11 protein-coding genes and 2 pseudogenes are annotated in these 11,944 nt (G+C 63.8%); 5 read left to right on the top strand and 8 right to left on the bottom strand.

All coding sequences use genetic code 11. The annotated features are described in order from the left end of the window. Nucleotides 1-134: 134 nt before the first annotated feature. The gene (locus RM530_RS11970; RefSeq protein WP_311365463.1) at nucleotides 135-590 is read right to left on the bottom strand and encodes a hypothetical protein; all 456 of its coding nucleotides are present in this window, start codon (nucleotides 588-590) and stop codon (nucleotides 135-137) included. After that, nucleotides 591-1,772 (bottom strand): annotated as a pseudogene (locus RM530_RS11965) (RHS repeat-associated core domain-containing protein); the annotation flags it as partial. A 36-nt stretch (nucleotides 1,773-1,808) separates the two neighbouring features. Here RM530_RS11965 and RM530_RS11960 point away from each other — a divergent pair. Together RM530_RS11960 and RM530_RS11955 are read left to right on the top strand one after the other, a co-directional pair. Next, nucleotides 1,809-2,294: a hypothetical protein gene (locus tag RM530_RS11960; RefSeq protein WP_311365461.1), complete on the top strand. Its 486-nt coding sequence runs from the start codon at nucleotides 1,809-1,811 to the stop codon at nucleotides 2,292-2,294. 200 nt (nucleotides 2,295-2,494) lie between these two features. Beyond that, complete coding sequence (locus RM530_RS11955) at nucleotides 2,495-3,379, top strand: DUF1207 domain-containing protein (RefSeq protein ID WP_311365460.1); 885 nt, start codon at nucleotides 2,495-2,497, stop codon at nucleotides 3,377-3,379. 7 nt (nucleotides 3,380-3,386) lie between these two features. Here the strand turns inward: RM530_RS11955 and RM530_RS11950 are convergent, their stop codons facing one another. After that, a complete protein-coding gene (locus RM530_RS11950; RefSeq protein WP_311365466.1) occupies nucleotides 3,387-4,769 on the bottom strand; it encodes a formimidoylglutamate deiminase in 1,383 nt (460 codons plus the stop codon). A 56-nt stretch (nucleotides 4,770-4,825) separates the two neighbouring features. Further along, nucleotides 4,826-5,050 (bottom strand): alpha/beta fold hydrolase, encoded by a 225-nt coding sequence (locus RM530_RS11945; RefSeq protein ID WP_311365459.1) that lies wholly within the window; start codon nucleotides 5,048-5,050, stop codon nucleotides 4,826-4,828. 28 nt (nucleotides 5,051-5,078) lie between these two features. Between RM530_RS11945 and RM530_RS11940 the strand changes: the two genes are divergently transcribed. Next, entirely contained in the window at nucleotides 5,079-5,549 is a 471-nt protein-coding gene (locus RM530_RS11940; protein WP_311365458.1) for an SDR family NAD(P)-dependent oxidoreductase, read from the top strand. Nucleotides 5,550-5,774: 225 nt separating this feature from the next. Further along, nucleotides 5,775-7,151: an amino-acid N-acetyltransferase gene (gene argA / locus RM530_RS11935; protein ID WP_311365457.1), complete on the top strand. Its 1,377-nt coding sequence runs from the start codon at nucleotides 5,775-5,777 to the stop codon at nucleotides 7,149-7,151. Nucleotides 7,152-7,295: 144 nt separating this feature from the next. On the opposite strand, the gene RM530_RS11930 is transcribed toward argA, so the two are convergent. Further along, nucleotides 7,296-7,727, bottom strand: a complete 432-nt coding sequence (locus RM530_RS11930; protein WP_311365456.1) for an SRPBCC family protein — start codon at nucleotides 7,725-7,727, stop codon at nucleotides 7,296-7,298. A gap of 118 nt (nucleotides 7,728-7,845) precedes the next feature. Between RM530_RS11930 and RM530_RS11925 the strand changes: the two genes are divergently transcribed. Next, nucleotides 7,846-9,198, top strand: coding sequence for an adenosylmethionine--8-amino-7-oxononanoate transaminase (locus tag RM530_RS11925; RefSeq protein WP_311365455.1), 1,353 nt, complete (start codon nucleotides 7,846-7,848; stop codon nucleotides 9,196-9,198). A 101-nt stretch (nucleotides 9,199-9,299) separates the two neighbouring features. Here the strand turns inward: RM530_RS11925 and RM530_RS11920 are convergent. The 3 genes and pseudogenes from RM530_RS11920 to RM530_RS11910 all read right to left on the bottom strand — a co-directional run. Beyond that, nucleotides 9,300-9,628, bottom strand: a pseudogene (locus tag RM530_RS11920) (acyl-CoA dehydrogenase); the annotation flags it as partial. Between the two features lie 219 nt (nucleotides 9,629-9,847). Then, on the bottom strand, nucleotides 9,848-10,351 hold the full coding sequence (locus RM530_RS11915; RefSeq protein ID WP_311365454.1) for a MaoC family dehydratase: 504 nt from the start codon (nucleotides 10,349-10,351) through the stop codon (nucleotides 9,848-9,850). A gap of 36 nt (nucleotides 10,352-10,387) precedes the next feature. Beyond that, complete coding sequence (locus RM530_RS11910; protein WP_311365453.1) at nucleotides 10,388-11,941, bottom strand: DHA2 family efflux MFS transporter permease subunit; 1,554 nt, start codon at nucleotides 11,939-11,941, stop codon at nucleotides 10,388-10,390. Between the last annotated feature and the right edge of the window lie 3 nt (nucleotides 11,942-11,944).

Genomic DNA, 11,944 nt, shown 5'->3' with positions numbered 1-11,944 from the left:
GTAACGAACTCTGCCCATTCCTGTTTCCATCGCATCGCTCCGTTTCAGTCGATGCGTGCAGGCTAATGGCCAATGATCCGCGCGAATAGGACGCCGTGGTTTGAACGCTTACCCTCATCCTCCCACTCGAAACGTCATAGATCCGACTTACCACTCACAAACATCAAAACATCTTTGGACAGTGCCAAATATGCGCCTAGAATCAGGCCCACTACTGCGATTGGAAGTGACACCGTCATTCGCCCCATAAACGCACTTTCACCCACATGTTCGGCAATAGTGGGAATTATAAAATATGAAACCACAGAAAAAGCCAACCAAGCGGCCATCAGCGAAGATCGGGCAAATGGTTTCCGCAACACGAGCATCCAGAGTGGAATTATAAAAATCAAGAACCCCATCAAAGTGAGAAGTCCCCCTCCGGCCATCCACCATATATTCCGAGAGACAATGTTTCCGAAAACCACAACTCTAAAACCAGGCATAGCTGCACCAACGGAGAACATCGCCGTCACTACCACCGGCGTAACGGAGAATAGCAGTAGGGGCCAAGGCATTTTCCTAAACTTGTTGAAAACAAAGAACACCATCTATATTCCCCCAACTACTCGTATAGTCGCAGCCCCTCCGAGAGAAACCGAAAGCGAACTTCCAAATGTGGCATTTGGCATATCCCCCATAAAGAACCCGTTGGGGTCATTGCTTTGGCGGGCCCCCGGCCCACCAAAGAGTGGGCCAGCCCCGCCGGCGGAAAAAAGGTTGAAGTCAAACCCCGGGATTGAAGCGCCAATGGATACATTGCCGCCGGCAGATGTGCCTGTGAGGCAACCCTGCTTGTTGGCGCCGTCAGGCGTCGCCCCCTCAGGGTCAAAACCAATTCCGCCACCTAACCCAACCCCTAGCGCACCACCGATAAACCACTGACCGGTCGAGTTATTCTGCCCAAAAATAAGCGATCCTCCGAATCCACCATATGCGCCCACCTCGACGGACCATAGGCCCGACGGATCAACCAGCGAAACCGGATTCCCGCCGACATAGGCATAAGTATTGATGCCCCCGGCCAGCCCGATCGGATCGGACTGCAAGTACCGGCCGGTGGAGGCATCGTAATACCGATGCCAGTTGTACCACAGGCCTGATTCGGCATCGTAGTACTGCCCCGGGAAGCCGAGCTTGAGTCCGCCGAGGCTGTTGCTGGTGACGGTCCGGTCGTAGGCGAAGTTGCTGGCGCGCCAGACCACGCTCTTGGAGGCGTTGGTCACCACTTCCGGCCGACCGAGATGGTCGTTGTGCACGTAGTACAGCGTGCTCCCCTTGATCAGGCCAATCAACTCTCCACCGAGCCAGATGTACTTCTTGTTCAGTGTGGTGCCGTTGTTCGCGGTTTCGCCGAGCAGCGCTCCGTTAGGTGAATAAACGTAGGAGTATTTTCCGCCGGGGCCGCTTTTTTGGACTCGCTGGCCATTGGCGTCGTACGTGTACGTAGTCGTGTTGCTGCCGTTCACCACCGTTTTGAGGCGATTGAAGTCATCGTAGGTGTAGCTGTACGTGCCGCCATAGCCACTTTTGTTGGTGATGTTCTTGAGACTGTCGTAGCTGAAGCTCTTGGAGCGCGAACCGCTGACGCTCGTGATCCGGTTGCTTGTGCCGTCAAATACGTACGTATCGGTCGCATTGCTCCAATAATGCGTCTTCCAGTTTCCGTTGCCGTCGAGCGTCCAGGTCGTATTGGTGGCGCCCATGTTCGCTGTAGTGAGTCGGGAAACGCTGTCGTAACCATAGCATTAAGACGTCGGGGTCAGGTCTTGTTCCTTACTGTTCTGTTGAAACCCCGCGCTTTGGCCTTGGGCGTGGTGGCATTGCTTGCATGTTCGCCATCGGCGAACCATGCCGAGGGCGAGGCCATCACAACTGATGACTCAAACACCGGAACGAGCGCGCCCGCCGGTGCAGAAGACCAAATCCGCGCATGGGCGTTTGAGCGGCACGGCGGCGAGACGCAGATCTTCCAGATCTTCTTCGGCGACTTCACCGAAGACGGCGCGGCCGATGCACTGGCGTGGGTGCTGTATCCCACCGGTGGCAACAGCTCCGCGCTGGATGCAGCGCTGTTCCGCAACGAGAACGGACGCATGGTTTACTTCCGCAGCGTCGCCGAGGTGTTCGGCAGCAAGCCGCGCGATGTGGCTTTTGCGCCGGGGCGCATCACGCTGACCACCACCATGCCGCAGCCGGGTGAACCGCGCTGCTGTCCGAGCGGATCGCAGGACTGGACGATCGAAACGAAGTAAACGAGCTTCCGACAAGGCCTCCATGGAACCAATCCGTGCGGCAAGCAATGGTGGCTCGGACCGGTGGAAACGGGTCCAAACCGCTATCGCGCGGGCTCACCGTCAGCACCATGCGAAGCTGTTGCCCAGGCAGTCGTTCAGCTAACATTCGCTTCAGGATTCTTAGCCTGCCCGGACTCAATCAGGAACAAGTACAGGGCGTGAACATTCGAACACTTCGCAGCATCGGCCGATTCGGTTCGGCCCTGCTTCTGCTTGGCGTCTGCCAGCACGCGACGGCCGCCACGGACGGCGACCGTTCCATCGACTATCAGACCGGATGGATTCCATCCGAACAGATCTTCGAACCCATCGCGGCCGGCAATGCGGAAGCGCTGAACTATGTCTCCTTCGTGCGCCTCGATCCCGATGGCGAAGGTCAGGAACCGTTCACGGCGGCGTTGGTGTCGCTCGGCGAGTCTTTCCCGATCTATCGCTGGAAGACGTCCGGCGGCAGCTACTGGCAGTTCGACCTGTTCGGCAACGTGCAGTCGCAGTTCAACATGGACGCCGAGTCCGACGCCCTGCTCAACACCGATTTTTTCATCGGCTTCCCGCTGGCCTGGCGCAAGGACGACTGGTCCGCGCGCCTGCGCCTGTTCCATCAGAGCTCGCACCTCGGCGACGAACTGGTGCTCAGCGGCGATGCGCCGGAGCGCATCGACCTGACCTACGAGGCGGCTGATTTCCTGCTGGCCTATCAGATCAACGGCTGGCGCCTGTACGGCGGCGGCGCCTACCTGTTCAGCAAGGACAGTGAGTTTCTGGGCGACTACTCCGTTCGCGGCGGCGCCGAATACCTGAGTCCGGAACGCAAGCTGCTGGGCGGCCGCTTCATTGCCGGTCTCGATCTGCTGGGGGCCGAATTCTTCGACAACGACATCCAGACCAAGGCCATCGCCGGCGTGCGCTGGGGTCGGGACGATCCGGATGCCGGCACCATCACGCTGGCGCTGCAGGCCTTTACCGGCCCGACGCCATTCGGGCAGTTCTTCGACTACACCTCGACCTTCTACGGACTGATCGTCTACTTCACCCTGGACTGAGCCCGGCTCATTCCAGAATGCGTGCGAGCGCGCTGCGGTAGTCGGCGGCGACGGCTTCGGCCTGCACATGGCGCCCCGCGCGGACCCATTGCACACCCGCGCGCCAGACATGGCGTAGCGGCATCGGGCTGCCGGCAAAAATCCAGGCGTCGAGCCAGGCGTCCAGACGGCGTGAGGCAAATTCCGGGCGCTCGGTGTCGAGACTGAACAGGTCGGCGCGGGCCCCGACCCGCAAGCCGGCGCTGACGCCGAGTGCCTGCGCGCCGCCCGTGACCGCGGCATCGAACAGCCGGCGCCCGGTCGATCCACCGGTCGCGGGCGCCAGCACGTTGCGCGCGCGCGCCTGCAGGCGCTGACCGTATTCGAACAGGCGCAGTTCCTCGGCCGCGTCGATCCGCACATTGGAATCCGTACCCAGGCCCCAGCGCCCGTCGGCCCCGGCGTAGTCCACGACCGGAAACAGTCCGTCTCCAAGATTGGCCTCGGTGATCGGACACAGGCCGGCAACGGCGCCGCTGGCTGCCATCGCCGAGGCCTCCGCCGCGCTCATGTGCGTGGCATGCACCAGACACCAGCGCGCATCCACCGCTTGCGCACGCAGCAGCCAGTCCACCGGACGCTGACCCGACCAGGCCAGGCACTGTTCGACTTCAGCGCTCTGTTCGGCGATGTGGATGTGCACCGGCCCCTGCGGCAGCAGCCGCTGCACCGCGTCCAGTTGTTCCGGCGTGACCGCGCGCAGGCTGTGCGGCGCGACACCGAGTACCGCGTCGGGCAGAACGGCGAGAGCGCGGCCGCTGGCTTCGAGCAATCGCGCATAGCCATCCAGATCATTGACGAAGCGCGCCTGGGCCGCCGAAACCGGAGCGCCGCAGAAGCCGCCGTGGGCGTAGAAGACCGGCAATAGTGTCAAGCCGATACCGGTCTTCTGTGCGGCGGCGACCAGGCGTGTGGCCATCTCTGCGGGATCGGCGTAGCCGCGCCCGGCGACATCGTGATGCAGGTAGTGAAACTCGCCGACGCGCGTAAAGCCGTGCTCCAGCATTTCCACGTAGGCCTGCGCGGCGATGGCTTCGAGATCGTCCGGAGACATGCGATCGACGAAGCGGTACATCAGCTCGCGCCAGGTCCAGAAACTGTCGGCGCTGGCGCCACGGACCTCGGCGAGACCGGCCATGCCGCGCTGGAAGGCGTGGCTGTGCAGGTTCGGCAGGCCCGGCAAGGCAACCGCATCGCACGCCTCAGCGGCGCGCGCCGGCTGCCCGGTCCGAATGTCGGCAATCCGTCCGGATTCGATCCGCAGGCGCACGCCGCTGGCCCAGCCCTCGGGCAGCAGGGCCTGCTCGAACCACAGGGTTTGTTGCGGATGCTTGATCGCTGCAGCCTGCATCACGGTAGCTCCTGGCCCGTGACGAACCGTCGTCACGGGCCAGTATTGTCACCGGATCAGGCGGGGGCCGACAGCGTGGCGCGAAGCCGGGTCTGAAACTTCAGATGATCGCTGGCGGCGAGACGGGAGCGTTCGGCCATCGGCAGATGTCCGACGCCATGCAGCAGCTTCGGCTCGCAGTTCGGCGGCAGACCGTGCAGGATCGCGGCGCCCGACACATCCAGCACGCGGTCCTGCCCGCCCCGGACGATCCGCGTCGGCGGCTGCACGAGTTGGTACATCAACGAACACGGCCGCTTCTGGGGCGTGGTGCACGGCACCAAGGCATGTCTGCCGCGCAGACTGGAACGCGACCGCGGCGTGATCGTCAACGCCTCCAGCGTTTTCGGCTTCGTCGCATGGCCGATGCATTCCGCCTACGCGGCCTCCAAGTTCGCGGTGCGCGGCTACACCGAAACCCTGCGTCACCAACTGGCCGGCAGCGCCGATCGCGAACGCATCGTCCAGGAATTCGACCCAACCGCGATGACCTCGCCCGACAAGGCCGCGGCGACGATCATCGACGGCATCGCCCGCGGCAAGCGCCGCATCCTGATCAGCCTCGACGCCAGGATCATGGAACGCCTGACGCGCTGGCTGCCGACACGCTACTGGGGCGTGATCGCCGCCGCCAACAGCTACCGCAAGCCATCGGCAGCCGAAAAAAACGATCCGCCCAAACGCCTGAGAAGAAACGCGCCGCCTGACGGCCTTGCGCAGGCTACTGCCGAACCGCCGTAGCCAGATGAATGCTCCGTTATCCTTTCGGGCGAGCGAAGCGAGGAGCCGGAGGAGTAGGGCTTGAGGATGAGGGCGCTCGGCGCCCATCTGTACGCCGAGACCGTGCGGAGGATGCGCTCACCCCGCCCGTCTCCCGCAGGAAGATAGAGAAAATCATTCCTGGCGAGACCTGCCAACAGCCCGAAACCCGCGCGGAGACTGTGCAAGCCTCGTAGAATCCGCCAGATGAACCAGCCTGCCGCCAATACCGGCGCCGAAGCGACGCCCACGACACCCGCCGCGAATCTCGATTTCGTCGCCTCGCTGCGTGCGGCCGCGCCGTATGTGCACGCACATGTCGGCAAGGTGTTCGTGGTCTGCTTCGGCGGCGAAATCGCGCAGGATTCGGGCTTCGATTCGTTCCTCTACGACCTCGGGCTGCTACACAGCCTCGGCGCCAAGCTGGTGCTGGTGCATGGCGCGCGGCCGCAGATCGATGCACGGCTGAAGGCGCAGAACCTGCAGCCGCAATACGTCGGCAATGTGCGCGTCACCGATCTGGCGGCGCTGGACTGCGTCAAGAGCGCCGTCGGCAGCCTGCGCATGGACATCGAGGCGCGGCTGTCGACCAGCCTCGCCAGCACGCCGCTGGGCGGTGCGCGACTCAAGACCGCGTCCGGCAACTGGGTGACGGCGCGCCCGGTCGGCGTGCGCCACGGCGTGGACCATCAACACACCGGCGAGGTGCGCAAGGTCGATGTGGCAACGATTCGCGAGGTGCTGAGGCAGGAGCGCATCGCGCTGCTGTCGCCGATCGGTTATTCGCCGACCGGCGAAATCTTCAATCTGCGTGCGGAGGATGTGGCCACGGCCGTCGCCACCGCCTTGTCGGCCGACAAGCTGATCTTCATGTGCAATCGCGCCCCCAACGAATGGCGGCTGGCGGATGAATCCGGCGATGTCGGCCAGTTCTCGCTGGCGGACGCGCGGCGCCTGCTCGCGGACGAAACCTCGCCGCTGGCAGAGGAAGACCGGCCCTACGTCGAAGCCGCGATCGTCGCCGGCCGCGGCGGCGTGCAGCGTGTGCACCTGGTGCATCAGGACATGGACGGCGCGCTGCTGCGCGAGTTGTACACGCGCGACGGCGTGGGCCTGCTGTTCTACGCCGGCGACAGCTATGAAACGATCCGCGAAGCCAGCATCGACGATGTCGGCGGCATCCTGCAGCTGATTCAGCCGATGGAGAAGGCCGGCGTACTGGTGCCGCGTTCGCGCGAACAACTGGAGCTGGAGATCGGCAATTTCGTGGTGATGGTGCGCGACGGGCTGGTGATCGCCTGCGCGGCGCTGTTCGCCTTCACCGAAGCGAAGATGGGGGAGCTGGCCTGCGTCGCCACGCACCCGGCGTATCGCGGCGGCGGCCGCGCCGCCACCCTGCTGACGCGCATCGAGCAGAACGCTCGCCGCAACGGCCTGACGCGTCTGTTCAGCCTGACCACGCACACCCCGCACTGGTTTATCGAACGCGGCTTCGCGCGCACCACGATCGAAGCGCTGCCGGTGCGGCGCCAGCAAATCTACAACTACCAACGCAATTCGCTGGTGCTGGAGAAGGCGCTTTAGCGTGAATCACGCACTGCGTGATGCCGAGCTACCCGCACCCGCCTGCGGGAGAGAGGGGGACCGCTCGCGAATGCGAGCGGTGGGTGAGGGCAACGGCCATGCCGCGGGCGATTCATTGTGCATGGCTCCGCTCGCGGCATGCCGTTAGAGCGTCATCGCCACGCGCTTGAGCCCGCGGCCGATGACCTTTTGCAGCACCTGCTGGGTCAGCCAGCCGACACCGGGCACGCGACCCTGGAATTCGACGCGATAGTCCAGCGATGTGCCCGAAGCTTCCGGGCTGAACAGCATCACGCCGAGATGTTTGCGGATCGGAGAGCCGCGGCTGATGCGGTACTCGATGCGGCGCGGCGGATCGAAGGCCGTAACGGTTTCCTCGACAGACACGCCGGGCGCCAGATTCACGCGGCGCACCGACCCCACCCCGTTCGGGTCCGTGCCTTCCGGCGCGTCGACGATGCGCTCGATCTTGCCGCCGAAAACCGCCGTCAGATTCTCGTGCTCCGCGAAGTAGGCGAACACCGCTTCGGGCGAGGCCTTGTAGCTCTGCCTGAAATGAACCGCTCGGATACCCATGCCTGCCCCGTGTGTTTCTGGAGTCCGCGCCCAGCATACGCGTATCGACGGCGACCGCGTCAGCGGCTGATAACATCGCCGGCTCGATTCACCCTAAGCATTCGACGGCCGATTCCGCATGACTGACAACGCCACCCTCTCCGCCCGCTCCCGCGCCCACGTCTGGCATCCCTGCACGCAGATGAAGGATCACGAGTGGCTGCCGCTGGTGCCGATCAGCAGGGCCGAGGGCGTGTGGCTGGAGGACTTCGAAGGCAAGCGCTATCTCGACGCCGTCAGTTCCTGGTGGACCAACATCTTCGGCCACCGCCACCCGCACATCGTCGAACGCATGAAAACGCAGCTCGACACCCTGGACCACGTGATGCTTGCCGGCTTCACGCATGAGCCGGTGGTGGAGCTGGCCGAACGCCTGTGCGCCATCGCGCCCGAAGGGCTGGACCGCGCCTTCTTCGCCGACAACGGCAGCAGCGCCGTCGAAGCCGCGCTGAAGATGTCCTTCCACTACTGGCAGAACCAGGGCCAGACGAAGAAGACCAAGTTCGTGGCGCTGGACAATGCCTATCACGGCGAAACCCTCGGCGCACTCGCGGTCGGCGGCACCGGACTTTATCGCGACGCCTACAAGCCGCTGCTGCTCGAACCGCTACAGGTGCCGTCACCGGACTGCTACGGACGCGCCCCCGGCGAATCCTGGGAGGACTATTCCTCACGCCAGTTCGTGCACATGGAAGCCACGCTGGAGCGCCACGCGGACGAGATCTGCGCCGTCATCGTCGAACCGCTGCTGCAATGCGCCGGCAGCATGCGCATGTACCACCCGATCTATCTCAAGCGTCTGCGCGAAGCCTGCACGCGCCACGGCGTGCACTTCATCGCCGACGAGATCGCCACCGGCTTCGGCCGCACCGGCAAGCTGTTCGCCTGCGAATGGGCGAATGTGTCACCGGATTTCATGTGCCTGTCCAAGGGCATCACCGGCGGCACCCTGGCGCTGGCCGTGGTCCTCACGCACGAGGACATCTACCAGGCGTTCTACGACGACTACAGCAGCTACCGCGCCTTCCTGCATTCCCACAGCTACACCGGCAGCCCGCTGGCCTGCGCCGCCGCACTGGCGACGCTGGACGTGTTCGAGCAGCAGGACTGGATGGCGCGCAACCGCAAGCTCGGCCACCTGATGTGGATGGCCGCCTCCGAGCTGCTGGACCATCCGCACGTCGCCGAAGTGCGCCAGCAAGGCATGGTGCTGGCGATCGAAATGGCGCAGAACGTCCGCGACAAGACCCCCTACCCCGCGGAACAACGACGCGGCCTGCGCGTCTACCAGCACGGCCTGGAAAAGGGCGTGTTGCTGCGCCCGCTCGGCAACGTCATCTACTTCATGCCGCCCTACGTGATCCAACCCGAGGAAATCGCGTTGATGGCGAGCACCGCGATCGAGGGCGTGAATCTGGCAACGGCAGATTGAACACTGCCGACATCGGACAGCTCCCGCGTTCGTATCGAAGCGATCAGCGTTGGCGCACCTGCGGCACCGCCAGCGCCAGCTCTCCGATCCGTGCGCGCAGGGCCGAACTGATGCCGGTTGAGCGTGTAGTCGCGCGACGCCATCCAGCAGAACTCGGCCGCACCCATCGCGCCCCAACCGATGCCGTAACGCGCCTTGTTGAGGCAGTCGAAAAAGGGCCCTTGAGGCCGCTGACGCCGGGCAGCAGGTTCTCCTCAGGAACGAGGGCCCCGTCCATCACGATCTCGCCGGTCACGGAGGTGCGCAGACAGAACTTGCCTTCGATCCTGGGTGCGCTCAGCCCCTTGGCGCCCTTCTCCAAAACAAACCCGCGGATCGCGCCGCACTCGTCCTTGGCCCAGACCACGAAAACGTCGGCAACCGGCCCATTGATCTCCGGGTCGAAACGCTCGTTGCGATGTGCTTCCCGCACACGCGGCTGCAGCTGCTCCTGGCAGTAGGCCCACGCGGTTTCCCGGATCAGGCGTTCCTCTTCGCGGAGCTGCTCATCCAGGAAAAGGGGTCGTCCCGGTTGTATCGGTAAGGCATGTGACTTTCCGGGGGGGTGCGGCGCCGACTCCTTGGCGCTACGGAAGGGAGCGGCGCGCGTTCAGTCTTCCATGGCTGCCGGATCGCCGGTCAAGGGCTTGCTGCCGCGCCGGTACACCATCAGAGTCCGGCGAAAGCCTATCACGGGCCGTCCGTGCTGATTGCGCCCTTCGGTGCGGACCGTGACGATGCCAACCTCGGGCCGCGAACGCGCGTCGCGCTTTTCCAGCACCTCGGAGCGTGAATACACCGTGTCGCCTTCGAACACCGGGTGTGGCAGGCGGACCTCGTCCCAGCCGAGGTTGGCAAATACGTTCTGGGATACATCCGCCACGCTCTGTCCGGTGACCAGCGCAAGGGTCAGGCAACTGTTGACGAGCGGCCGCCCGAACTCGGTCTGGGCCGCGTAGTGTTGGTCGAAGTGCAGCGGCGCGGTGTTCTGCGTCAGCAGCGTGAACCAGATGTTGTCGGCCTGGGTGAGCGTGCGGCCGAGCGGGTGCAAGTAGACATCGCCAATCTCGAAGTCTTCGTAGTAGCGGCCCTGCCAGCCTGTCTTGATGGTCATGGCTTTTCCTGGTGGATCCGTTGAGGGGAGAGATTTTCAGTGGGGTGCCGCGCCTTGCGCGCCGTCGAAGGGCGGCCGGGCGAGCCAGATCAGGGGAATCAGAATGATGAACAAGAATGCACAGCCGAGGAAGATGTTGTTGACGGCCAGCGTCGCGGCTTCACGCACGACGATCTGATCGACGAGCCCGATGGCCTGCCGGCTGTCCATGCCGACCGTTCCGAGTGTATCGAGAAATGCAACCGCGCCGGGACTGGTGCCTGCGACCTGCTCCGACAGCACCGATCGGTGGAGGTCCGTCTGGTGATCCCAGAACGTGACGGCCAGGGCGGTGGACACGCTGGACGCAAGGGTGCGGAAAAAGTTGACCAGCCCGGACGCGCTGGCGACCTGCTCGGCCGGCAGGCCCGACAGATAGATCTGGTTGAGCGGAATGAAGAACAGCGGCAAAGCCAGCCCCATGATCAGGCGCGGCATCGCCAGGTCGACGAAGGCGGCGGAACTGTTGAACAATGAGAACCAGTAAGACACGGCTGCGAGGAACAGAAAGGCAAAGCTCGTGACCGCCCGTAGCTCCAGCCGGTGCATATTGCTGCCGAGGATCGGCGCCACCAAGACCGCAAGCACGCCCACGGGCGCGACCGCGAGACCCGCCCACATCGCAGTGTAGCCCAGCGTTGTCTGTAGCCACAGCGGGAAAATGACGTTGATGCCGAAAAACGAGAACATCCCGATCGACAGCGCCAGCACGCCGATGCTGAAGTTGCGCCGGCGAAACAGCGAAAGGTCGACGACCGGGTGCTCGGCATAGCGTTCCCAGACGATCAGGAAGCTGATGCACACCAGCGCGACGATGCCCAGCGTCGTGATCATTGGCGATGCAAACCAGTCGTGATCCTTGCCGGTATCGAGCATGAACTGCAGTGCGCCGACGCCGACCACCAGCAGCACGATGCCGACGGTGTCGACCGGATTGCGCACGATGCGGGTTTCCCGGTCGCGCATCAGATACCACGTCACAGCCGCGGCCAGCAGCCCGACCGGAACATTGATGTAGAAGATCCACGGCCAGGACAGGTTGTCGGTCAGCCAGCCGCCCAGAATCGGACCGAAGATCGGCGCCAGCAGAACCGTCACGGCCCAGAGCGCCAGCGCGATACCCTGTTTCTCCTTGGTGTAGATCGACAGCAGCAGGCTCAGTGACAATGCAACCATGGGGCCAGAGCCTGCACCCTGCAACAGGCGTCCGACCACCAGCATCGGCAGACTGGTGGCCAGCCCGCAGAGCATCGAGAACAACACGAACAGCAGGGTGCAGACCACGAAGGTCCGCACCTCGCCGAAGCGCCGTGCCAACCAGCCGCTGATCGGCTGCATGATGGCATTGGCCATGGCATAGGAGCTGATCGCCCAGGTACCTTCGCTGGGACTGACCGCCAAACTGCCGGCAATGTGCGGGACCGACACGTTGACGATGGTGATGTCCAGCACTTCCATGAAGGTGCTGAACGCGATGGCGATGGTCAGTACAACCAGGACCGCGCCGTGCAGGGGCGGAAATGCCTGCGGGCCTTCCTCCGGCTTTGACATGGC

The organism is Banduia mediterranea, from assembly GCF_031846245.1.
GTDB classification, from domain to species: domain Bacteria; phylum Pseudomonadota; class Gammaproteobacteria; order Nevskiales; family Nevskiaceae; genus Banduia; species Banduia mediterranea.
The sequence above is the reverse complement of the archived record's forward strand: the minus strand, read 5'-3'. Positions and strand labels throughout refer to the sequence as shown.